The following is a 24,279-nucleotide window of genomic DNA, read 5'->3' on the forward strand; positions in this document are numbered from 1 at the left end:
AGCGTATGGGGTCATTATACATTGAACCAACGAATATTCCTTAGTGAGCAATTAAAAGGGATGGACCTTATGCCAGAGTCCATCCCTATTTACGTTAGTTTTGGAGTTCGGCTAAACGTGTTTTCACTTTCTCGCGTTTCTCGAGGTAATCTTTTTCTTTTCTACGTTCTTCTTCTACTACATGGGCAGGTGCTTTGCTGATAAATCCTTGATTCGATAGTTTCTTTTGCACCCGCTCAACTTCTGCATTCAGTGTTTTGAGTTCTTTTTTCAAGCGCTCGATTTCTTGATCGATATCGATTAACCCTGCGAGTGGCAGTAAGATTTCAGCTCCTGTTACCACAGCACTCATGGTTTTTTCCGAAATAGAGAGATCAGAGTTGATGGTCAGATTTTCGGGATTGCATTGCTGGCGAATCCACTTCTCGCCAAGGCGCAGGTAGTGTAATGTTTTTTCATTATCTGGCCGAATGTAGATATCGACTTTTTTGCTTACTGGTACATTCACTTCCGCACGGATATTGCGAACGCTACGAATGACTTCCATGTAAAGCTTCATTTGTTCGACTGCTTCAGGGAATTGGAGACGATTGTCGGGCTCCGGCCATTTGCCAACCATGATACTTATCCCTTTGTGGGGGAGATTTTGCCAAATTTCTTCGGTCACAAATGGCATGAATGGATGGAGTAAGCGAAGGATCTTGTTGAGAACGTAACAGAGGACTGAGCGTGTTGTTTTCTTCGCTTCTTCATCCTCTCCATACAGGGATAACTTCGCAAACTCAATGTACCAGTCACAGAATTCATCCCATACAAATTCATACAAGGCCCGACCAGCTTCGTTAAAGTGATACTCTTCCAATTGATGTGTAACGTAGTGAATGGTTTCCTGCAAACGGGTTAGAATCCATTGGTCGGCCGTATTCAATGAACCGGAGAGATCGATATCGTCGACCCCGAAGTCATCAAGGTTCATGAGGGTAAAGCGGGAAGCGTTCCAAATTTTATTGATGAAGTTTCGTGCTGATTCCAGTCGTTCCCACCGGAAGCGCAGATCTTGACCTGGTGTCGTACCAGTTGAAATCATAAACCGCATGGCATCTGCTCCATATTGGTCAATGACTTCCAAGGGGTCAACTCCGTTTCCAAGTGACTTGGACATTTTGACGCCTTCCGAGTCACGAACCAACCCGTGGATGATGACATCTTTAAATGGCTTTGTACCCGTAAACTCGATGGCGGTAAAGATCATACGCGCTACCCAAGGATAGATGATGTCATGCCCGGTAATCAAGACATTGTTGGGATAGTACCGTTTCAAATCGGCTGTTTGCTCGGGCCAACCCATTGTGGAAAACGGCCATAAACCAGAGCTGAACCAGGTATCCAATACGTCTTCATCCTGTGTGATGTTCGTGCTTCCGCATTTGGAACAGGAAGCTGGATCTTCCATGGATACAGTGATTTCTCCACAATCAGCACAATGCCAGGCTGGAATACGATGACCCCACCACAACTGACGTGAGATGCACCAATCACGGATATTTTCAATCCAATCGACATAGAGCTTTTCAAATCGATCGGGGACAAACCTTACCTTATCCTCACTCTTTTGGAGTTCAATGGCTTTTTCAGCCAGAGGTTTCATTTTAACAAACCATTGAGTGGACAAATAAGGTTCTACCACTGCACCACTCCGTTCGCTGTGGCCGACTGAATGAACATGCTCCTCAATGTTTACCATGAAACCAGCTTCCTGGAGATCCTTGACGATTTGCTTCCGTGCTTCAAAACGATCAAGCCCCTGATATTTTCCGGCATTCTCATTCATTTTTCCGGTTTCGTCCATGACAATAATTTGAGGCAAATCATGACGAAGACCGATTTCAAAATCGTTGGGATCGTGGGCGGGTGTGATTTTTACCGCACCAGTTCCAAATTCTTTGTCTACATATTCATCGGCAATGATGGGGATTTCTCGTTCCACTATAGGCAGGATCACCGTTTTACCAATCATTCCTTGGTAACGTTCATCCTCCGGATGGACAGCGACTGCGGTATCTCCCAGCATTGTTTCTGGACGAGTGGTGGCGACTTGAATATACCCAGAACCGTCCTTTAACGGATACCGCATATGATAAAGCGCACCTTTGACTTCTTTATAAATGACTTCGATGTCCGAGATGGCCGTTCGTGCAACCGGGTCCCAGTTAATAATGTATTTGCCGCGATAAATCAATCCTTTGTTGTACAGATCGACAAATACCTTCCGAACGGCTTTAGACAAGCCTTCATCCATGGTAAAGCGTTCCCGTGAGTAATCAATGGAGAAGCCCATTTTCTTCCATTGTTCATGGATGATGGATGCAAAGTGCTCTTTCCATTCCCATGCTTTCTCTAAAAACTTTTCCCGGCCAAGGTCATGACGGTTGACTCCTTCTTCTCGAAGTTTCTCCTCCAACTTCGCTTGGGTCGCGATCCCAGCGTGATCCATACCCGGAAGCCATAAGGTGTCATATCCCTGCATCCGTTTCATTCGAATAAGGACATCTTGCAACGTAAAATCTAATGCATGACCCATATGCAACATCCCAGTTACATTTGGTGGGGGCATTTGGTGGGGGCATCACAATACTGTAAGGCTCGCTATTTTGATCTTCCGAAGGTCTGAACAAATCATGGTCCATCCAAAATTGATATCTCTTGCTTTCCACTGCTTTTGGATCATACTTTGTGGACATTTGAATTTCTTTTGGCATCTGTTTCATCCTCCTTCCAATACGAAAAAGCCCTTCATCTCAAAGGACGAAGGGCTCGCGGTACCACCTTTGTTAGTGAAGAAACCATGGATTTCTCCACTCACTCATTTCCATTAACGCTGGAATACGTTTCCCACTACTGACCAAGGCGCAGGCGTTGGCAGGAACAACTCAGGAGCTACCTTCAACAGATTCCACCCGAAGAATCTCACAGCTGCCAATCTCTACAATTTGGCAGATTCTTCTCTCTGAGGGTTTTCCCTGTTTACTCTTCTCCGTCATAGTTGTTTTGGCTAACTATGCAACTAATTAACCGTTCACTCACATTTTGACCAATATCAGTTGGATTAATACCATTCTACAAGTCAGGCTGAATCTGTGTCAATATTTGTACTATCCATTTGATCACAGTGAAGGATAAAAATGGAGGGGAATTTCTAGAACAAAGCTAAATACATATTATCAACTTTGGAGTGATTACTCATTAGCATATGATAAGAACCAACCTATTGTTACTGAAACCTTCGATAGTAAAAATTTAACTCTTAAAAGAAATAAACCTTTATCGTTCGAAAGTCGAGCGCTATAAGCTGTACACGGTGTTAAGGTACATTTGAAAGATAAAAAAACGCCTTGGTGGCGATTTATAAATTATAACATTCCGTCTCACCGACTGACGAATGTAATTTAATCAAAGTTGACCAGATACTTTGATTTCAATCAGTTAACGGAAGGGATTGAGGACGACATCCAGGCTTATATTACAAAAACGTTGGGAGGTTAAATAAGATGGATATTCAACAACTGGAGGATTTTTGCCGGCCTTTTTATGAGGAAAAGGATATGATGCATAATTTGGATCATATCCATCGTATTTTAAAAATGGCTCAGCAAATTGCCAAACCGTATGAGAAACAAATTGATCAAGAGGTCCTGACCGCGGGCGCATACTTTCACGGAATCATAAACAAGGAAGGAAACCGAAACAAAATCCTTAACTTTCTCGATTCCCAAGGAGTCAGCAAGGGGAAAATGCAAGCAATCCTGCAAGCGGCTGAGGGATCGCAGAAAGACATCATCCCAGAAACATTAGAGGGAAAAATCCTGCATGATGCTCATTTGCTTGAAGGTGGTAAGACCTTTCTCATCGTGAAGTCGCTGATCACAGGTTCTTCGCGAGGACAGTCACTGGAAGAAACCATTCGTATTGTTGAAGAGAAGCTGCTTGATCGTTTCACCTGTGTGCTTCCTGAAAACAAGGCTCTTTACAAAGAAAAAGAAAAGTTTGCAAGAGAGTTGATTCAAGAGTTGAAGCCTTATCTTTAGAGAGGTTTATCTCTAAAGGCAGAAAGAATGAAAAGTTGTAGAATATAGAACTTTTCTTAGCGTCCTTGTGGCGCTTTTTATCTAGCTGGTCTGGAAGAATAGAAAAAATACAAGACAAGAAAGAAACGGAAAAGATAAAATAGAATCAAAGTCAAGATCCTGTAAAAGTTATTTTTCCAATATAGATACAAACAAGGGGGACATTATATGATTTCTGTTTTACAGACTTGCCAACCGCGCCCTGAGATATTGGCGGGAACATTTAATCCGGAAGTATTTACTGCTTCGCTCAGCCCGATCATTGATTTCTATCGTACGGGACGTAGCTCAATTGATAATATTTATACCAATGCACAACAGTTTTTTGATGAAGCGACCTATCCCACGCAAGGTCTGAAAACCACATTAACGGAAGTTTTCAGCCGTATTGCAGGTGATATGACAGTTCCTGCAATTCATCGTTTGGAAACGGCATTTGGTGGAGGAAAAACGCATACTTTGATCGCTTGTACCCACATTGCTTATCAGGGTAAAAAACTGGAAGGATCGATAGGAGAAATTCTCGATCCGAATCTTCTTCCTGCACCGGGTTCTGTATCCGTCGTTGGTGTGGCAGGGGATGAAATCCCGGTACATAAGTCAAAAGGGAAAGATCTCATTCCTTATACGCTATGGGGGGAGATCGCATATCAAATCGGTGGAGAATCTCTCTACAAAGAAGTAGAGGAAGAAGCCACTTCTTATGCCGCACCGGGGCGCACCTATTTTGATAAGGTATTTGGTGGAAGGAAAGTTCTTCTCATGCTGGATGAGTTGGCTCAGTACGCCGCGCGTTTGGAAGCTGCACGACCAGATGGTGCGAACCAATTGGCAGCATTTTTGATGACACTTCATGGTTATGTTCGAAATCATCCTGGGATCGCCATCGTTTTGACACTTGCCAGTTCCACAGATGCATTTGCCAAACAAACCGAACGTCTGGCCGAATTGATTGCGGTTGTTCGAGGAGAAGAAATCACAGAGGATGACGCGGTGGGAATCAGCGAAAAGGCAATCAAGGATATCACCAGCGTGGTGGCACGAGATGCGGTTCAAGTAACACCTGTGCAGGCAACTGAAATTTCTTCCGTTTTAGCGAAACGACTGTTTGTCTCCGTAAATCGTTTGGCAGCGAGAGAAACCGCAGAAGAGTATATGGCGATGTATCGCCGAAACAGTAATCTGCTTCCAGAGGAGGCAGCCAGTGAGCGATTCCGTGATCGGATGGTTGCCAATTACCCGTTCCATCCCACTTTGGTAGATTTCCTAAATAAAAAATTGGCCGAAGCTGAAAACTTCCAAGGAACACGGGGAGTGCTCCGCGTTCTGTCTCTCGCAGTACGGAGTTTGTGGAAAAAGCAGATTGATGTTCCCATGATTCATACCTGTCATCTGGACCTCCGGACCGAACGGGTTGTTAATGAGGTTCTTGGGCGGACGGGGAGTTCCGATCTTTTACTAGTGCTTAATGCCGATATTGGCAGCGTGGACACCGAATCGTTGGACGGAGGACTCAGTAACGCAGAGCGAGCAGATCGGAATAATCCTCATCCAGAGGGGCATCCGCTGTTCGAGTATACTTGGAAAACCGTATTTCTGCATAGCCTGGTGGGCAGGGATGAAGGGATTTCGTCCAAGATTTTCGGGATTACGGAATCGGAGGCATTGTTCAGTGTCTCGTTCCCCGGCATGACGCCGCCCCAGGTCCGCATCGCCTTGGAGGAGATCACAGAAAGTGCCTACTATCTCCGCTTTGAACAAGGAAAATACTACGCCAGCGACGAACCTACGATTAACAGCATCTTGGCGCGCATTCGTAATGGAGTGACCCATTCGCAAGTGAAAGGCTTGCTTGAAGATATGGCACGGAGGATTATCAAGGCTGACAAAAGCGGATTGTTCCATGTCGAACATGACGTTTCCCAACCGGACCATCTGCCGGATGAAAAAGGAAAGCCGATTCTTGGAATTGTGTCGCCCACGGTGGAAACGATCGATATTGAAGCCATGGTGACGATGAAGGGATCAAACCAACCGCGTATGCAACAAAATCTGATCTTCTTGCTAGTTCCTGAAACGGTCAAGATCGGGGAGACCAACCCCAGTCTGGAATTGTTACCGGGACAGGGAGCCAAGTCGGAGGATGTTCGTCACCGATTGGAGGCCATTGCCCGGCAAGTTCTGGCGATGCAGGATCTGATAAAGAAGCCGCAAAACTTCGGAGTTAATCCAAAGCGGCTGGAAGAGAGTGGCTTCAGCAACCGGAAGGCAGAGCGGGAGCATGCGCTCATGACCGCTGTTGCGGATATCTATACCAGCCTGTATTATCCGTCTACAGCCGGGCATATTGTCCGTAAGGAAATCAAAACAACCGGCGGGGAAAGCGGGGCATCCTTCATCGAACTGATTCGGGCGGCACTCATCGAAGCCGGAGAGTTACTTACCGAGCAAAACAACAACCGGTCCGACCTTATCAACCTCAGCAAATTGTTTTTTGAACGTGGGGACACGGTCACTGTGGAAGAGCTAAAACATTCTTTTGCTTGTATCCGAAGTTGGCCGGTGCTAGCCAATGAGGGGATTTTGGAACAACTGATTCGCGGTGGAGTACAAAAAGGAGTCTGGTGTGTGTTTCGTATGGACTCTTCTGATCAATCACGACCAGACGAATTTTATCACGAGAAAAATGATGTACCAATGGGTGTAAACCTGATGTCGGCCTCATATGCTCTCATCACTCCTCAAGGCGCTAAACGGCGGGGGTGGTTTGATGAGCGGAAGGTTGATCCGGAGGTGTTGAAGCAACATATTTATGAAGTAGTAAATAAGGAAGGAAGCGTAAGTGTTCAGCAGATTGAAGAGATCGTTCAGCAAAACGTAGGAGAAGTGACGCGCAAAGAGCTGGATGACACCGTTGTTTCCTTATTAAAAGCTTCTAAGCTCTATGCCTGCCAGAATAAGGGGGATACTTGGAATAAGTCTGACCTGATCTCAGGTTCAAAAGCATTTCAATATGTCCCGCTGTCCCAGGATGTTTTGGTCACCAAAGCCAAGGCAAAGGAAAACGGCTGGATTGATGATGATCGATCCAACCGCATCCATATTCAAGGGGATGAAGCTCTCGAAAAAGTATTGCCTCTTCTTCGGCGGATGGGTAGTCTCTATAACAAAGGCGGCAAAACAAAGGTCGATTTTCTGGATCTGTATTTCAGGATGCCGGCGGGTGGAGCGTTGAGAATTCAGTTGGAGGATGCATCCCCGCAAACCATTAAGTCACTGGGAGAATGGTTTGAAGTGCTTGATGGAATTGTAAAAAATGGGGAGCAAACTGAGGTTGAACTCGATGTTGCGGATCCGGCCGAAGATTGCCCCTTTGTGAAGGAGTTGGATAAAAAGTAGGTGAGGTAGTCGTTATGGTTAATCAAATCACTGCACAGGACCGGGAACTGGAACGGGACTTTCAGCACCGTATCCTCCCGGAGCTGGATCATGCTCCTTGGGTTCTCCGGCTGACAGAGTACAAGGACAAACCGGCTCCTGTTTTGGTTATTAAGAAACGGATTTACACAGGTGACAGTCCTTATGGGGGTGAACAGGCTGAAGGCAAATCGATGCTTAAAGACCAGGGGCTGCTGTATGGTCAGCCCCTGCGCCGCTGTTTGCCAGCTCTCAGAAAGATTCTCAGCAGGGTAAATGATGTTGCAGGAATTCCCTTGGAACTTCAGCGATTTTTTAACAAAGACCGAATTCAATACCGCGGCAACTTGCCTCTGGATGAAGAATCTGGAGCCAAGCTGGCGCTGATTTTCAAATTGCAGGAGAGGGTCGCCGACCTGGACCGCGTTGAACTGATCGCATGGCGAGTGGAACGATTTAGCAGGGAAGAGGCTGTCTATTGGTTTACTCGTACGACCCAGTACGGTGAGGCTGCCAGCCGCTGGGCATTGGCCGGTATGAGAATCATGCTAGGCGGACAGCCGGGAGACGAAGAGATTCAGCACATGTTGACTAAGCTACGTAAATAGAGAAATGGGAGAGGAGAAAATGACAACTCAGAACCAAACAAGAGCGGAAGTCCGATTTATTGAAGCGGGTTTTCCCTGTCACCAGGTGGGGGCGGAGACTCAGCGAGAGAGAGGAGCTAGTTCGGCGCTTCCGCCACTCTATTTTCTTCATGTCTGGTGGGCAAGACGGCCTTTGACTCCCAGTCGGGCGGCAATCTTGGGATCACTGTTGCCGGCCGGAACAAATCCGGACTGGTTCCTGCGCCAACTAGGGATAGAAAAGGTGCAAGCGATCGTGAATGGTGTGCCGTGGACACTGACAAAAAAATTGAAAGAACGCGTGAAGTCAGATGAATCCGGAGAATGGCTGCTTGTTGATGATGTCATTTCACGTGCTTATAGAAATGAAAAAGAGAGACGCGAAAAAAACTTGAAGATCATTGAACAGCTGTGTCAAAAAGATCTGGGTCTCAAACAACATCCGGTAATTGTTCGTTGGCAGGAAGAGTCTGTTCCATTGTCTGGATTGCTTCCGGAAAAAGGGATGAAGATTCCTGTTCAAAGAGTGGCAGCAGATCCAGCAAATGTAAATGAGCGTATTGAGTTTGCAAAATCAGATCGAGTGATGAATATACTTGGTAACTCGATCAAGTTGGATGAAGAAGATTTATACGGTTATAGCAGAGCTTATGGACATCATCCTACTCTTATTGAAAGACAGTTTACCGTATTTGACCCAACCGCTGGTGGAGGATCCATTCCTTTCGAGGCTCTTCGTTTGGGTTATAAAGTTATCGCCAATGATCTCAATCCGGTAGCAACTGTGATTCAGTATGCGACATTGGATTACCCTGTTCGTTTTGGTACGGGTCTTCTTGATGACCTGAAAAAGTGGGGTAACAAACTGATTACAACAGTTGAACAAAAACTGAAGAAAGTCACTCCATTTTCTCCACTTCCGGAAAGCGAGAGAAAACAATTAAGAGAACATTGTAAATCTTTCCCGGACTTGATATCTGAATTTGACGGGTTGGAAAAAGATCAAGTAGGTCTTTTGTTTTGTCGTCAAGTCACCTGTCCACATTGTGAAGGAGAAGCTCCTCTCCTAAATACCTCTTGGCTATCCAAAGAGGGAGAGAAATGGGCAGTTCGTATTGTTACGGATGGCAAGAAAAAAGGGGGGACAGTAAAATTTGAACCTTACCGTCTCCAAGGAAAGAAAGGTCCGAATGGAGAGGACCCTGATTTTGCCACCGTAAACAAAGGAGTTGGGCTTTGCATTCATTGCCGCCAGGCGATTCCATCGGAAGAAATTAAAGCACAGGCACGTGGAGAGTCGCCGTGGGGAACATGGAAGGATCGCCTGTACTGTGTCGTGGCGGTACGCTATCAACCCAAATTGGACAAACACGGACAACCGGAGCGGTATAAAAGTGGTACAAAAGCAGGAGAAATCAAGACAGAAAAAATCACGTTCTTCCGTGCACCCAACGAACAAGACTTGAAAGCTTTGGAAGAAGCCAGGCTCCAACTGGAACAGAGCTGGGAAGCATGGGATCAAGATGGATTAATCCCGACCGAGAAGATTCCGCAAGGCCATAAGACAATGGAACCATTACGGGCCGGAATGAATCGTTGGTGCGATATGTTTACGCCACGGCAGCTGTTGGGGCAACTGACTTTGGTTGAGGAATTGAACCGTCTTAAGCCACAGATTCTCAAAGAACTGGGCCAGGAGAAAGGCAAGGCGGTTGTCACCTATCTGCAGTTTGTGATTGATAAATTACTTGATTACAACAGTAAACAGACGCGTTGGATTTCTCAACGTAGACAACTTTCCGGAACATTTGGCCGCCATGATTATTCGTTAAAGTGGACCTTTGGGGAGATGATCTATACAGGACCTTATTCTGGTCCAGCTTGGGCTTTATCACAGGTTTTAGATGCTTATCGGGGAATTGCAGAATTGGTAGCTCCGCTTCATGAGAAATTACAAGGAGCTGCCCCACCTGTTACGATTCTCCATGGTACAGCGGCGCATACTGGAGTGCCGGCTCGTTCCGTAGATTTGATCTGTGTGGATCCGCCTTATTACAACAATGTCCAGTATGCTGAGCTGTCGGACTATTTCTATGTCTGGCAGAAGCGGACTTTATCGGACCTTTACCCTGATTTATTCGAGCGACGGCTGACCAACAAAACGGATGAAGCCGTGGCCAATCCGGCTCGTGATGGTTCCAATGAAAATGCCGCTCAACGTTATGAAGAACTGATGGGGGAAATCTTCTTCGAGTGTCGCCGTGTACTGAAAGATGACGGGATCTTGACGATCATGTTCACCCATAAAACACAAGAGGCGTGGGAAGCGTTGACACGTTCCTTGATTGAACAGGGTTGGACAATTACCTCGTCGATGCCGGTTGAATCTGAGTTTGCAAATTCACAACATATCATGAACAATGCCGCAGCTGCCAGCTCTATTTTCCTTACCTGTCGCAAAAGGGAGCAGGACAACCAAATGCCGACGACCTGGACCGGATTTGGCGGCACTGGTGTGGCGCAGCGTATTCGTACGGCTGTTCGTGAAGGACTGAAAGAGTTTGAGCTGCTTAAGCTCAATCCCGTGGATGAGATGGTGGCGTGTTATGGACGGGCGCTGCAGGTGCTGTCAGAGCATTGGCCGGTATTGGACGGAGATGAACTTGTCACCCCGATCCGGGCCATGAACGAGGCCAGTACGGTCGTGGCAGAGCACCAGATTAGCCGCCTGACGCGAGGGCGTCTCAAGGTAGAAGACCTAAACCCGGAAGCGGCGATGTCATTAACGCTCTACGGCATTTTTGGGCTGAATGAATTCCCTTATGACGAGGCATTGAACTTGTCACGCTCGTTGAACATCGCGCTGGAGATGCGTCCGGCAGGATACAGTGTTCAGAATCGGATGGTTGGAATCAACGACGCCAGCAGGGGCCGGAGCATCCGTGGTACAGATGCGGAAGATAGAGGCTTCCATGCGCCATTGGTACGCAAAGGTTCCAAATTGCGATTGGTAAAACCGGAAGAGCGTCATCCGAAGCGTTTGGCCAATCCCCAGACAGAGTGGGATCTGCTGCATGGCCTGATTCTTGCCTACCGGGAAGGTGATGTTCCAGTCGCTCGTGCATACTTGGCACAACATGCGAAGGAGAAAGGGCAGACCGTCTTGGACCTTTTGGCCGTCTGGACAGCGGAGATGACAGAGGAAGAGCTTCGACGGGAAGGTGAAGAAATCCTGTTCGGCTTGAGATAAGAATCACCGGCGGATCATAGATAGGAGGAACATCATGACCGAGATAAGAGAGAGTAGGAACAACCAAGGACTGAGATCACGCGAGTGGCTTCTCTCTTACAAGACCTCCTCCAACATGATCGGAGACAGGCCAATCAATATGTTACATGACTTTTACATTCCGGCACTCAGCCGCGCGGTTCGCTATGACCGCGTGGCCGGGTATTTCCGGTCCACTTCTCTGGCAGCCGCTTCCCAAGGATTTTCCGCCTTTGCCAATCAAGGTGGAAAAATGCGCCTGATCGTTGGTGCTGATCTGGAACCGAACGATGTAAAAGCGATCTTACAAGGAGATGCAAAAAGACTGTCGGAAAAGCTGACTGAAGAATTGGAACAGGCGGACTCTTGGCCGGAAGGTGTTCGTAACGGTGTGACATTGTTGGCCTGGATGGTGGAGAAAGGATATCTGGAAGTTCGGGTGGCTTTTCGGCTGCACAAAGATACCGGAGAGCCGATTTCCTTTGATTCGATGGAAGATGGTTATGTTCACGAGAAGTGGTTTGTGTTTACCGACGAATATGGGAACCGGATGTATGGAGCCGGATCGCTCAATGAGTCCAAAACCGCACTGCATCTGAATGCTGAGAATATTGATATCCATTGTGACTGGTGGGGAGAAACGGATCGGAAAAGAGTCGATGAAGCGGCTGAATCATTTGAAACGCTCTGGGAAGGGAAAGTTCGTCATATACGCGTGCTGACTCTTCCGGAAGCGGTTCGACGCCGGCTGGTTCGGTTTGCTCAAGACGTGAAAAGGCCGCTGGAAACCGACGGAACCAGCGAGATTCCCGAGCCCTCGACAAAAGCGGAAAAGGTTCAGCCGGATGGAATTCCTTCCGCGCTTGAGCGGCTGAAGTTCGCCGTGTTACGGGATGCACCCAAAATGCCGGGTGGGCGTTATGTTGGGTTGGAAACGGCACCGGTTGAACCGTGGCCCCATCAGATCATGGTTGTGCGTCGATTAGTGGAGAACTGGCCGTATTCTTATCTGCTGTGTGATGAGGTGGGTTTAGGTAAAACGATCGAAGCGGGACTGGCCATTCGTTGTTTGCATTTGGCGGGATGGGCCAAACGGATTTTAATCGCTGCCCCTGCAAGTTTAACCACCCAATGGCAGCGTCAGCTTGCCTCCAAATTATTGTTGTCTTTTGGCCGGGTGATGACACCGGGAATACGGCATCACTATATCTTGCCTGTTGAGGAGGACTTCACTTCTGGTTCGTTTTATGAGCCGAATCTCGTCATTGTGTCAACCGGCCTTATGTCGCGGCGGGAGAGGATCAAGCAACTGGAAATTGCTGAAGAATTTGACATCGTTTTGGTGGATGAGGCCCATATGGCCCGGCGGAAAAACCCTTCCAAGGGAGCAGAGGCCAATCCTCAGTTCGGTCATCTTTATACGACGATTCGGGATCACTTACGGGGACGGACGCGCAGTTTGTGGCTGGCCACTGCTACACCGATGCAGATTCACCCGGTGGAGGTTAGCGATTTGATCGCTTTGACGAATCGGGTGGGAGCATTTCAGTACGATCCTACATTGACCATGAAATATTACGAAATTCTCGGCAGGCTGCTACAAGGCGAGAAAATTGGTTCGGATGATTGGGATTTCCTGCGGCGATCCATTTTGGGAACCCGGCATCAGGATCATAAATATTGGGAGTTTTTGACCGATGTGGTTATCAGCGGTCGGATTCGAAGCGATGCTCGCCAGTGGTTGGAATTTAACCGGGTTCCACGCGGTACCAGAAACCAACAACTGATGTCCCGCTTAATCTTCAGTGCCTCACCCCTGTCCCGGGTCATGCTCCGCCATACCCGTCAATTGCTTGAGATTTATCGGGAAAACGGTGAACTGCAACAGAACCTAGCTAAGAGAGAAATCCGTGATCTTCCTCAAATCCGTTTTAATGCGCTGGAGCGGAAGATCTATGATCAGTTGGAAGAGTACTGCAAAGGTCTGGTGGTACAGATCGGCTCCCAAGAAGAGAACAAGCAGATGATCAGTTTCCTCCTCAGCTTTCTGAGGCTTCGATTTGCCTCCAGTTTATATGCATTTCAGAAAACAATCGAACGGCGTCTCAAGAGAGTGGAAGAGACGCTTCGGCATCAGTACAAAACCAATGGAGAAGAATATGACGGAAGTGGAATAGAAGATCTTGTCTTTAATGATGAGGTGGAGGAGGAAGACCCGGGAATCACTGACAAACTGTTGAAAAATCGGACGCCTGCTGACCTTCGGTGGGAGCAGGAACGGCTCAAAAAAATGCTCAAAGACATGGAAGAGTTACACGGTCAATCTTCCAAGATGCTGTTCTTGCTTAGAGAGCTGGATAACCGTAGGAACCGTCATACGAGGAGGATTCGCCAAACGGTCATTTTCACCAGATTCTACGATACGCTGGTGGATATCGTTCAGCGGCTCAAAAGAGCCGATCCTGAAATGCGAATCGGGACATATTCCGGAAAGGGCGCGGGTTATTATGATTCTCAAGCCCAAACATGGGTGGACACGGAGCGGGAAGAGGTCAAGGAACGATTCTTGCGCGGTGAAATCGATATCCTTGTCTGTACGGATGCCGCTGCGGAGGGGTTGAACCTTCAGACCGCCGATTTGCTCATCAACTATGATCTCGGCTGGAATCCGATGAAGATTGAGCAGCGAATCGGACGGATCGACCGGATTGGACAGAAGCACGAAGTTGTTTATGTGCTGAATCTTTGTTATGTAGACAGTGTGGAATCCATCGTTTATGGACGCTTGCTTCAGCGGTTGAAGGATGCTAACTTGATCGTTGGTACGCAGCAGCTTGCCTTGCTTCCGGTAGATCCACAGGATTTTCAGGAACTGGCTCAAGGTACGTTAACACCGGAAGAGCTGGAATCCCGTATTCGAGAGCGGATTGAAGAGCAACGTAAACATCTGGCCTATATGGAGATCAATCCCAAAGACTTATATGAGATTTATAAAAATATGAACGGCTTCCATCAGCGTTGGCAAGCTCCGGTCAATCTTCAGTCCATTTGGTCAACGTTAACCGAATCCCGATATCTTCAGGAATTGGGATGTAAGATCTTTGATGAAAATAACCTCATCCTTGAGATTAATCATGTGGATGGAGTACCCGATGGGTCTGTTTTAACGGTATCGAGGGAACTCTATGAGTCGGGTCTCCCTGATGGTAAAACCCGTGTGCATTTTGCTTCATATGGCGACCCGTATTTCGATGCGATCCTTCGTAAAACAGAGAAGATGAAGCTTCCTAGTTGCGTCAGGAGAATCTCAGTAGACATCCCCGACCTTCCTCATGTAGAGATGGTTGGGTATGCGGTTTTATGCAAAAAGGAAGATGGAAGCCGCGAAGTGCGGTTTATCAAAAAATGGGATGATTTGAAAGGAATTCGTCTTGCTGAAGGAGAGACTCTTAACGATCCTGAAATTGAACCTCTTCGTCAGCAATTGTACGGTCAAGCACTCGATGAGTTCACGTTTACTGCAGCGGTGAAACGAATCGAGGCCGAAAACACTCGCGCCGCAATGATTCAAGAAATGATGAATTTCTTGACCGGTCATCATTTGTTGGAAGAAAGAGCGAAAATCGCGGGAAGCAAGGCACGGTTCGGCTCAATCCTTCGCGATGTGATTTCTTTGGTTGAAGAACGCACAGAAGGAATCCATATTGCTGAGATGCCTGGGGATGTGCTACGTCAAGTAAAGGATGAAGTGCTATTCCCACTCAATGTTCCCAAATCCGGCCAAAACGTTACGGTTTTGGTACCCCCTCTTTTCTGTCTGACGTCAGTAGATTCTATTAAACGCATGGTGGATCGAATGAAGAGACAGGAAAAAGATATCAAGGTAAAAAGCATGATAACCACCTTGAAACGCGAAGCCAAAAATCGAATAGACTCGATTGTTTAGGGGAGAAATGGCTGTAGTCAAAGTAGGCTATAAACCTTCAGCGTTATCGGCACCTTGTCGATGGCGCTTTTTATTTTGATTTATTCAAAGTATCAGATGTGAATTTCCATAAAATCATAATGATAAATAGCTTGAAACTTTTAATTTGATATGAAATTATGTATAAAAATAAAAGAGGACATTTTTAGCTTAAGGAGGATTTTTGATGCAATACCTCTTAACTGAGTGGCTTCACAGCGTATAACAAAGGAATGATCCCCAAGACAGGTTCAGATAAATTGATTGGGGTAACGTGAAGCAGTGCTGTGGATTTTTGTTACCACCTTGTCTATAGTTAACTAGGGTCGCCGATAAAGAGAAAGACCTTGCTCCCATACATTACTTTACTTCCTATGAGAAACGTCTAGTTGGAGTACGTGTAATTGTGAAGGCAATCATTGGCGGATAAAAAATGTTCGGAAAGATATTAGCAAACCCACGACCTCTTCAAAAAGGATCGTGGGTTTGTTTGATTACAGATAAAAAAGGAGCTCACAAAACATGAAAATCCTTCACCGAACTGGGGATTAATTATTGGATTAGAACTTTTTGTGATAAGAAATGAACTCTACTTTCCATCATTTCCCGCTTGACATAATATATTGCTATAGACAAATACATAAGCGGATGGTGATAGGAATTTGAGAAGATTTTTTCCGTTTAATGTAAGTAAAGTTTTTCAACCCTTCATCATTGTTTTTCTCTTCGCATTTGTTTGCATAGGTATTTTGGGGAGTGGCCAAGCTTTTGCGACTGGGAGCAGCTTTAATGTCCCCCACGTGAATGATCACTTTGAAAAGGTTCAACAAGGGCCGACACCAACGAAGGAAAAGGCGATTACTACGGATTCATCAAAGAGCAACAAGCCCAGCCTTTGGGATCGTTTTACCGCTACCTGTAAAGATGCGTGGAATTGGACAAAGCAAACAGCTGTTCACCTTTGGAATAAAGGAAAAGAACTTTATTCCAAACATAAATGGCTGACAGGGTTCTTCATCATGATTGCCATTATCCGTATTCAAGCTCGCTTCAGTACGGGATTTTGGAAGGGTGTATGGGATGCTCGTCGATACTGTCACGGGAATAATCGATATGTTTCGGCATCCAATCAATACAGCCAAAGGGATTGCCTATGCTTTTTCACACCCTGTCCAGACTGAAAAGGGGATTTGGCAGGCCATCACAGATTCGTGGGAACGTGATGTGGTTCACGGAAATGCCGAAAGCCGGGGGCGATGGTTGGGGAACGTTGCTACGCAGATTGTCTTGTCCTTAGTTGGAACAAAGGGAGTTGATAAACTTTCCAAGCTGAGTGCCGTTTCCAAGCTCAGTAAAGCTGCGAAAATGAGTAAAATTGGACAGGCAGCCCGGATCAGCGAAAGATTAAACCGAGTCCAAGAAGTCTTACAAAAACTCCGTATCCCGCAAACTGTTTCCAAAGTAAGAGGCGCAGTTTCCGCATTGCGAAAGACGATCCTCCAGAATAAAGTCGCCGCTAAGAAGTTTGAAATCAAAACCGCTCTTAAAAGTGCGGAAAAATGTTTTGCCTACCAACCAACGCCGGAGTATTTTGCTTCTATTAAACTCAGTAATTGTTTCTATTCCCCAGATAAAGGTAGCGAGAATAGGGGGGATAATAAGGGTAATACAGGATCATCAACTATTGCGAAAACAGAATGGTTGTCAGAAGCAGATAGAACAAGAATAACCCAGGAAAACCTTGAGAAATATGGAGAAGAAAGCAAGTCTAAAAAGGTTTTTTCTCCAGCACCGGATGCAGGCACAGTTAAAGATGGACCGGATAATAAAAAGATATTAGTTTATTATGATGGGACAGAGAGAGCAATTTTAAACTCTGAATATGCTGGAAAGGAAGTGACTATAAAGGTTAATGGGGATGATATTAAGGTACCGTTTGACAATAATGGATTCCCAAATTTTTCTCGTTGGACTGATTACGAAACTAGATTGAGTCCGGATCAGTATCTTTTGAGTGATGGAACCCAGTTCAAACTATTAGACTATCGTCTAGCCAAGGATATGGAGACCAACGTAAAATTGAGAAGTGATATTGATAATACCTTTTTGGAAGTACTTGAAAAAGGAATAGGAGAAAAAAATGCACCTGGAATAGCCAAATTGCAAAAATTTATTAATAAAAATTCTATAATAAAAGATAATTTAACATCACAGGAAATAAACGATTTAGCAGCGGGAAAAGGTAGTTCTACGATTATTGATAAATTAAATAAAAATCCCAAACTCAAAGAAGAATTCCTCAAAGCGAACCGCGATTGGGTAAAATCAGGAAAAGATCCTATAGGTTATACATGGCACCACCATCAAAATGAGGGTTTAATGCAATTAGTGAAATCACGAGTTCATGGAAATATTAGACATACCGGTGGTCGACAAATTTGGGGGGGCGGCCGTTAGTAATTACAAAGGAGGAATTGACATGGATGAAAAAATGAAATTACAAATTATTGAAGCTATCAACAAAAACAAGGATACTGTCATTGATCGTTTTCGTTTTATGTTTCAATACCCTTTTCATCCAGATGCCACATTTATACTTTTGGAAGTAGATGGGTATTCTGGGGATTTTGGAATTTCTGTCACTCAGATGAGTGGTTGGGGAAGACAGTTAAATACCAATGCTCATGGAGAAGACGATTCAGACTTAGCTGGATTTATTTTTCATATATACGATAACATAGATCAAGATGAGTCAGAGATTGTTGAAGACGATGAATTAGTAGAAGAGATAGATGAATTTGCAAAAGACTATCTAGTTACTTTCTTTAAAAAGTGTTTTGATGAGGCTGGCGGAAAACAATCCAAGATCCCTTATTATTTATTTTACCCGAACTCTGGAGATGCATATGATTTGTTAAATGACAAGTGGACATACCCACAATGAGCATCTTTGATAGAGTTTTGTTTGTTACCCTGTAATACTCAAATCCCCTAACTGAAGTGCACCCCTTAAAGTAGGCACAGGGAAAAACTGTGATTACTTTGAGGGGTGATTTTCATGGTAAGGAACAGACCTAAATATAAGACATACAGCTTTGAACTCAAAAAAATAAGGTAGTAGAAATGAGGCACAAGGAACTTCCCGGTGAATTAGTCGTTATTTCTCATTCCCCGTCTTTTTAAGGAACAGCCGATTCCCTTTTCGAAATGGTTGAGATAAAGGAGAATAAAAAAGAGCTACCCCTTAAAGGTAGCCATGTTTCCGGGGAAATTGGATTTGGTTTAGCGTCTTCATTTCTTTATTCGTAAGAAGGAACGCATTTTTGTCCATTTATCATCAATGAAAGGAGTAAAAAGATGGGAATTGACGAAAACATTATGAACTTTATTTACGGGGAGAAAAAGCAAACTCCTCTTCAATATCGAGAAGGAGACATCGTTCCTGTAAGAATCACCAAATTAGTAGATTTCGGTGCGTTCTGTGTCACCAAGGATGAATACCTCACATCCGGACTCATTCATATCTCCAAAATTCCTACAGACCTCCATCTCCATACGATGCAGGTAATCGATGCGGAGGTGATCCGAATCAAGGAAGAAGATAAATTGGAACTCAGCTTGCTCTTACATGAAAAAAAGGACACCCCCTTCCAAGTTCTTTCCAAGATAAAAGAACCGTTGCCAGAAAAGACAGTACCCAATAATGAGGTTGAGGAGATAATTCAGTATCTGTCCAAGGAGTTCGGTATAGTTTCAGAAGAATCGAAAAAGGAAGTAGAAGAGATGGTGAAGGCTATGGGGGTGTTCCGGTTTACTATGATTCTGAACAAAACCCTTCCTGATTTTAAACGGGATTTGGTGTATCACTTCTTAAAAGAGATGAAGAAAAGGCGGGATGGTCTTTAACCCGAATCGATTCCGTTTTACTCGTCACCTCCGGGAACGAATTGCCGAACGGTTAGGACCGGATCGTGATGGCCGCGATATTGAGAAACTTATTCAAGAAAGCCAAGTCGTTCTCCAAACAGAGGATCACCTTTATCTTTATCATCCCGAAGAAGATATTCGCTTCCCCTGTGTGAAAACCGATGATCAATGGGTCATTAAATCTGTTATTGTTAAGGGAATGTCGATGGAGGCGAAATAGCCAATTCAGAGATTATGGGACGAAGTAATGCCGTCCCATTTTTTTAACGTTGACGTGATATCCAACTAAGGAACTCTCGAACAACTCGATCTGGGTTAGTTTTACAATCATCTTCTGCATATTCTTGAATATTAACCAGATTATGTTTTTGAAACCATCTTGTTCGCTCAGCATCATCTATGCTACTTTGATGAGTATGGTCACTAATGACTTCAAGGATTCCCCACTTTCCTTGATAGCAAATTAGGAAATCTGGTTCTCTTCGACCTGGGCCACATCGGGCAAGAGGAAGCGGAAAAACTAGGCGGTCCTTACGTTTTAGAAAGGATTTCATAATTTCTAATTCAGCTTCAGAGCGAAATCTCATTCCATCATAAGGAATCATAGGATAAGTCGAACTATCAAAGCTTGCTTGATTATTAATTCCTTCTCCTGCGAGGTAGCAGAATGCTTTTTCCTCCCACCCTTCATAAGCAGAGCTTAATTGAGGTGTAATTTCTAAATACCAAAAATCCTCGTCCAAATCCTTTGGATACAAAATTTTAAATACTTCTTCCAATCGCTTTACGACCTCTTCTGTATAAAAAGACAAATGAAGAAAAGGGACGTGGAGATGCCCAATTACCCAGAAACAATTCCAACGGTTGGAATATTGATTGGTTGTCTCAAAAGACAAAGTTGCAAGTGTAAGGTGCATTGCAATCTTTCGATCAAATTCATTTCCGAGCTTTGATAAATATTGAGTAGCTGTTAATCGGAGATCTTCTTCAAAACTCATAAAGTACCTCCTCGTTTAGTGAATCTATCCTTTATTTTAAAAGGTTTAAATGAGAGGTGGAAGAAAAATATAAAAATTTAAGCAGGGAATGTCTTTAGTCTTTTTTGTAGTTGTTCGAAATTTACTCATAATTGGGATAAGATGAATTTTGTTCGAAAGCATGAATTCAAAAACATATGATCAAACAATCCAGGAAAAAGATATTTCATTTATTGTTATCGTGTCCCGTCATAGTGGAAAGTGGCTATTTTGGAAGCATAAAGATCGTAACACATACGAGTCACCAGGCTGCAGAAGGGAGGAAAACGAAAGCATTTGGCAAACGGCACACAGAGAATTTTACGAGGAATCGGGAGCAATTGATTATGATTTGATAATGATCAGCCCATATAGAATTGATGAAAAATGTGGGATGTTATTCTATGCAGGTGTGAAGAAATTGACAACATTGCCGGACAGCGAAATCGAATCAATCCACTTTTTCGATGATATCCCGGTGCAATTGACTTATCCGGAATTGGAACATGAGCTAATGGATCGAATTAAGATAAATTTATCGTGTGAGGGTCATGATCAATCTTAATTATGCCGACTAGCAGTTTTATATCGTGTTTGCTCTTAAAAGCACCTTTTAGAAGGAGCTGCCATGAAAGCAATGGTAGCATTTTTTGCATTGCAAACCAAACAAATATAACTGCAAACAAGACTGCAAACATAACTGCAACGAACTGCATTTATTAATGGTTTATCAATATTGTTTGATGTTTACAAAACTATTGATCTTACTGGACTGGCTTTATTTTCATTTACCCTTATTTCCCCCTTTTTCCTCGTTTAAACTAATTCCTAAACCGCGTGTCGGAGGTTCGAATCTCTGGGCGCGGCATAAGAATAAGACTTGATAAGACTTGGGTAGAGCCAAGTTAATGCCAGTAGGAGCAGCTATAAACCGGAGAAGGAGTAGAATGTAATGATGGTATCTCTTCATTTTTCACAGCTGAGCTGAATATATTAAATAAAAAATGTTGATAATATTAAGGCTTATTTACTGTCTTTAGCATTTGTGATAAATTGGAGGTAGTTGGAGATGAGTGAAAAGGAGACTGTTATAATGAGTAAAATAAACCTAAACCAAAGGTCTTCTTTTTCCTATCATTTTTATGGGGATCCAGAAAAAGCGGAGACTGTGCTTACAAAAATTGATGATGTCGAAAAAAAGATAAAATGGTTTGTCAATTATATCAGGTATTCATTAGCGAAAATACAAAGTGAACTACTGGATTTATGGAAGAAGGGGCATATAGAAGAAAAAAAAGCAGTTTTGTACTTAATTGAGCATTATCAAATTGAGAAGTGGATGGAAGAGAAAGGTCTTGCGATCCTACATTCTCTAATCAAAGAACTCCAATCTAAGGAATTTAATGATACAGAAATTTCCTATTTGGAATCAGTATTGGAGCATCAAATTGAAATAGCAGTTGATTTTATGATTTCGAGTAGAGTTAGTCCAGTTGTTAAATTAGATCAGATCGAAATTCTTATGAATTATATTAAAGAACTCCCTTTTGATCTTAAATTCGAAATGAATTTAGATTCCTTTACAATTAAAAAAGTAAAAATCAAACAAATTTCTATAATCGATGATTTAGAATTTACAAGGCGTTTTAGATTTATGAATCAAAACAAAGAATGTATTGGAAATAAGTGTAAAAATTATTCTATAATATCTCGATATGATGGTGAAAATCATGAGATTCGAAGAGTTAGTTTCAAAAATAACCTTAGAAGAAATATGTTTGGTCGAATTGAAACTTAAAAAACACATAGATGACTTCTTAGGTGGATCAGTTGGTATTCAACTATCTTTTACCACTAATGAAGTAAGTCAAAAAGGAAGATTAATAAACATTCCTTTTCGATTAAAAGTTGAAGTATTAAAGGATCAATTAACTGACCAATTAACTGACCAATTAACTGATCAAAGTGAGGATAGAGAAAAACTATTTGTAATTCAACTGAAACTAGTTGCTACATATAAAGTAGATGCCAATGAAGAAAGTATACTAGATATAAATAAGCTGGAAGAACAGTTTAAAATATTTTCAAAGAAGCAAGTTCCGGTCGATGTCTGGCCTTACGCGAGAGAAATTGTTAGTAACATGACAGTAAAAATGGGTTTACCACCTCTAATTATTCCAACCTATCAAAATCTATAATGTAGAGGAAGACAATGAGCTTGAAATTCTATGGTAAAACACCAAGAAACCATTTGCTAACAACAGAGTTAATGGAATTAGTACGGAAATATCCAGACTTATTTATGGCACTTGCGAACATTTTTGATAAATATAAGAAACAATCAGAGGCTGTGAATTGGAGACAAATTGAACGTTATATAAGAAGTCCACGTTTAAGTTTACCAGAAATAGTATGTAACCAGGCGAAAGAATTGATGCAAAAAGTTTATGATGCTTCTGAAGATGAATTTATTGATATTCGCTCCCAGTTTTTAGAAGAAGTCATAGATTACTTCGGACCATTTACTCCAAAATTTATCTCTAAAGCAAAATATCGTGAGCCGTTAATTATGGATCAAGATGAAGTTGTTGGAAAGACTGATGCACGTTGTGATGTTGTATTTTATCATGAAGATAAAGTAACACTTGAAATGATTGAATGTAAAGCGAATTTAAAAACTTTCGTAACAAAATCCTTAGATTTACTAGATCCTAAGTTCAATCGTGGAAATAAAAAAAAGATAGATTATCTTTGCGAAGTTCATAGATATTTATGCGAGAATTATGCTGAACCATTTGTATATATCGCGTTTTATAATAAAAATCTGGAAGTTACACAAGAAAGAGAAAACGTTAAAAGATGGGGAAAAGACTTTTTACGCTTTTTAGATTCGGTTTCTATTTATAATATTGTAGTGAAACGTTCAAGCATAAATTTGTAATATAAGCCTAACTAACTTACTTAAGTTGCTTCAAAGCAATATATATACCAGATACCTCATTATATTAGACCTATTACTTCACTAACTAGATTGTCGTAATAAATTAATGTGATCAGTGATTTCATTTGCAAAAATGAAAAGAGGATTCAAACTAAAAAGCGACCAATTTTAAAGGTCGCTTTTTAGTTTGAGGTGTTCCTTCAATTAGATTCAGCTTAATGACCTCCAAAGTCCAGACCTTTTAAGCCGTATTTGAGAAAATGTAAAAAGGTATGTTCTTTAGACGGGGTCGCTCATTTTTTCAAACAAAACTGCAAACATAATTGCAAACATACTATATTGCCAATGGTTATTTGTATTTGATACGAATTAACAAAACCCTTGATGAATTTGGATTCTGTTCTTCTTATTTCCCCCATCGCCTTACACTGGCAGTGATGAGGTCAGCGGTTCGAGCCCGCTATGCTCCACCAACCAAACCCTCGGCATTCCGGGGGTTTTCGCGTTTGTAAGGAAATGGAATCGGGTCCAAAATGGCCGTTTGACCACATTTTGACCACACACTTGAGGTAAGTAGATGGCATTAGAAAACGCTAGAGTACCAAGGGAAACGCCGCTTTATGATGCTATCAGGGATCTTTGGGCTGGATGTGGTCAAAATGTGGTCAAGCTACATAGTCATCGGTAATGATGTTGTAGTTGCGCTACACGGATTTGTCTTTATTAAAAAAGCACCCTACTGGGTACTCACTTTTTGTTTTCTTGTTTTTTGTGCTAATTGCTTATATTTGTTTAATAACTCTTTATGGCTAGTTGATACTTTTAACCCATCTTGGTCATTGATCTTAACGGGTTGTACTTTAATCGTTACATAATGGTCCTTTGGCGATTTTTCAGGATGAAAAGCATAGAGCACTCTCATCACTTTGAATACAGAAGCCCCATCATTTTCAAAGATACCAATATACTCTTCTTCTTAATGAACCCCAAAAGTCC

The 24,279-nt window shown here is 43.3% G+C and carries 15 protein-coding genes, 1 pseudogene and 1 other annotated feature; of the genes and pseudogenes, 14 read left to right on the plus strand and 2 right to left on the minus strand.

Annotated elements, in window-relative coordinates; translation table 11 throughout:
- Positions 1-94 precede the first annotated feature (94 nt).
- Positions 95-2,768, minus strand: a pseudogene (locus JG50_RS17940) (valine--tRNA ligase).
- A 30-nt stretch (positions 2,769-2,798) separates the two neighbouring features.
- Positions 2,799-3,050 (minus strand) — a binding site (T-box leader).
- Between the two features lie 498 nt (positions 3,051-3,548).
- Here JG50_RS17940 and JG50_RS0100365 point away from each other — a divergent pair.
- The 10 genes from JG50_RS0100365 to JG50_RS0100410 all read left to right on the plus strand — a co-directional run bounded on the left by JG50_RS0100365 (position 3,549) and on the right by JG50_RS0100410 (position 19,546).
- Complete coding sequence (locus JG50_RS0100365; RefSeq protein WP_033099137.1) at positions 3,549-4,085, plus strand: HD domain-containing protein; 537 nt, start codon at positions 3,549-3,551, stop codon at positions 4,083-4,085.
- Between the two features lie 207 nt (positions 4,086-4,292).
- On the plus strand, positions 4,293-7,523 hold the full coding sequence (locus JG50_RS0100370) for an ATP-binding protein (protein ID WP_033099138.1): 3,231 nt from the start codon (positions 4,293-4,295) through the stop codon (positions 7,521-7,523).
- Between the two features lie 14 nt (positions 7,524-7,537).
- Positions 7,538-8,149 carry a DUF7680 family protein gene (locus JG50_RS0100375; RefSeq protein ID WP_033099139.1) on the plus strand — a complete coding sequence of 204 codons (612 nt, stop codon included), beginning with the start codon at positions 7,538-7,540 and terminating at the stop codon, positions 8,147-8,149.
- A gap of 19 nt (positions 8,150-8,168) precedes the next feature.
- Entirely contained in the window at positions 8,169-11,417 is a 3,249-nt protein-coding gene (locus JG50_RS0100380; protein WP_033099140.1) for a DUF1156 domain-containing protein, read from the plus strand.
- A gap of 34 nt (positions 11,418-11,451) precedes the next feature.
- On the plus strand, positions 11,452-15,381 hold the full coding sequence (locus JG50_RS0100385) for a helicase-related protein (protein WP_033099141.1): 3,930 nt from the start codon (positions 11,452-11,454) through the stop codon (positions 15,379-15,381).
- Between the two features lie 680 nt (positions 15,382-16,061).
- On the plus strand, positions 16,062-16,580 hold the full coding sequence (locus tag JG50_RS19620; RefSeq protein WP_152568443.1) for a hypothetical protein: 519 nt from the start codon (positions 16,062-16,064) through the stop codon (positions 16,578-16,580).
- A complete protein-coding gene (locus JG50_RS0100395; protein WP_033099143.1) occupies positions 16,480-17,856 on the plus strand; it encodes an HNH endonuclease in 1,377 nt (458 codons plus the stop codon). Before JG50_RS19620 ends, JG50_RS0100395 begins: the two co-directional genes overlap by 101 nt.
- 22 nt (positions 17,857-17,878) lie before the next feature.
- A complete protein-coding gene (locus JG50_RS0100400; RefSeq protein ID WP_033099144.1) occupies positions 17,879-18,343 on the plus strand; it encodes a hypothetical protein in 465 nt (154 codons plus the stop codon).
- 413 nt (positions 18,344-18,756) lie between these two features.
- Positions 18,757-19,305: a hypothetical protein gene (locus JG50_RS0100405; protein ID WP_033099145.1), complete on the plus strand. Its 549-nt coding sequence runs from the start codon at positions 18,757-18,759 to the stop codon at positions 19,303-19,305.
- The gene (locus JG50_RS0100410; RefSeq protein ID WP_033099146.1) at positions 19,295-19,546 is read left to right on the plus strand and encodes a hypothetical protein; all 252 of its coding nucleotides are present in this window, start codon (positions 19,295-19,297) and stop codon (positions 19,544-19,546) included. Before JG50_RS0100405 ends, JG50_RS0100410 begins: the two co-directional genes overlap by 11 nt.
- Before the next feature lie 43 nt (positions 19,547-19,589).
- Here the strand turns inward: JG50_RS0100410 and JG50_RS18520 are convergent, their stop codons facing one another.
- Positions 19,590-20,324 (minus strand): hypothetical protein, encoded by a 735-nt coding sequence (locus JG50_RS18520; RefSeq protein ID WP_052153847.1) that lies wholly within the window; start codon positions 20,322-20,324, stop codon positions 19,590-19,592.
- Positions 20,325-20,472: 148 nt separating this feature from the next.
- On the opposite strand from JG50_RS18520, the gene JG50_RS0100420 reads away from it, so the two are divergent.
- The 4 genes from JG50_RS0100420 to JG50_RS0100435 all read left to right on the plus strand — a co-directional run bounded on the left by JG50_RS0100420 (position 20,473) and on the right by JG50_RS0100435 (position 23,283).
- Positions 20,473-20,907, plus strand: a complete 435-nt coding sequence (locus JG50_RS0100420; RefSeq protein WP_052153848.1) for an NUDIX domain-containing protein — start codon at positions 20,473-20,475, stop codon at positions 20,905-20,907.
- Positions 20,908-21,411: 504 nt separating this feature from the next.
- Complete coding sequence (locus JG50_RS0100425; RefSeq protein WP_033099147.1) at positions 21,412-22,140, plus strand: hypothetical protein; 729 nt, start codon at positions 21,412-21,414, stop codon at positions 22,138-22,140.
- Positions 22,121-22,540, plus strand: coding sequence for a protein-export chaperone SecB (locus JG50_RS18525; RefSeq protein WP_052153849.1), 420 nt, complete (start codon positions 22,121-22,123; stop codon positions 22,538-22,540). Before JG50_RS0100425 ends, JG50_RS18525 begins: the two co-directional genes overlap by 20 nt.
- A gap of 14 nt (positions 22,541-22,554) precedes the next feature.
- On the plus strand, positions 22,555-23,283 hold the full coding sequence (locus JG50_RS0100435; RefSeq protein ID WP_152568444.1) for a hypothetical protein: 729 nt from the start codon (positions 22,555-22,557) through the stop codon (positions 23,281-23,283).
- The last annotated feature ends 996 nt before the right edge of the window (positions 23,284-24,279 follow it).

Origin of the sequence: Thermoactinomyces daqus, from assembly GCF_000763315.1 — a bacterium.
Classification (GTDB): Bacteria; Bacillota; Bacilli; order Thermoactinomycetales; family Thermoactinomycetaceae; genus Thermoactinomyces_A; species Thermoactinomyces_A daqus.

Coding starts and splice junctions, on each gene's coding strand:
- JG50_RS18520 (WP_052153847.1), bottom strand. CDS start 20,324: ATGAGTTTTGAAGAAGATCTCCGATTAACAGCTACTCAATATTTATCA.
- JG50_RS0100435 (WP_152568444.1), top strand. CDS start 22,555: ATGAGCTTGAAATTCTATGGTAAAACACCAAGAAACCATTTGCTAACA.
- JG50_RS0100410 (WP_033099146.1), top strand. CDS start 19,295: ATGGTCTTTAACCCGAATCGATTCCGTTTTACTCGTCACCTCCGGGAA.
- JG50_RS0100380 (WP_033099140.1), top strand. CDS start 8,169: ATGACAACTCAGAACCAAACAAGAGCGGAAGTCCGATTTATTGAAGCG.
- JG50_RS0100400 (WP_033099144.1), top strand. CDS start 17,879: ATGGATGAAAAAATGAAATTACAAATTATTGAAGCTATCAACAAAAAC.
- JG50_RS0100395 (WP_033099143.1), top strand. CDS start 16,480: ATGCTCGTCGATACTGTCACGGGAATAATCGATATGTTTCGGCATCCA.
- JG50_RS0100375 (WP_033099139.1), top strand. CDS start 7,538: ATGGTTAATCAAATCACTGCACAGGACCGGGAACTGGAACGGGACTTT.
- JG50_RS0100370 (WP_033099138.1), top strand. CDS start 4,293: ATGATTTCTGTTTTACAGACTTGCCAACCGCGCCCTGAGATATTGGCG.
- JG50_RS0100365 (WP_033099137.1), top strand. CDS start 3,549: ATGGATATTCAACAACTGGAGGATTTTTGCCGGCCTTTTTATGAGGAA.
- JG50_RS0100385 (WP_033099141.1), top strand. CDS start 11,452: ATGACCGAGATAAGAGAGAGTAGGAACAACCAAGGACTGAGATCACGC.
- JG50_RS0100425 (WP_033099147.1), top strand. CDS start 21,412: ATGAGTGAAAAGGAGACTGTTATAATGAGTAAAATAAACCTAAACCAA.
- JG50_RS0100405 (WP_033099145.1), top strand. CDS start 18,757: ATGGGAATTGACGAAAACATTATGAACTTTATTTACGGGGAGAAAAAG.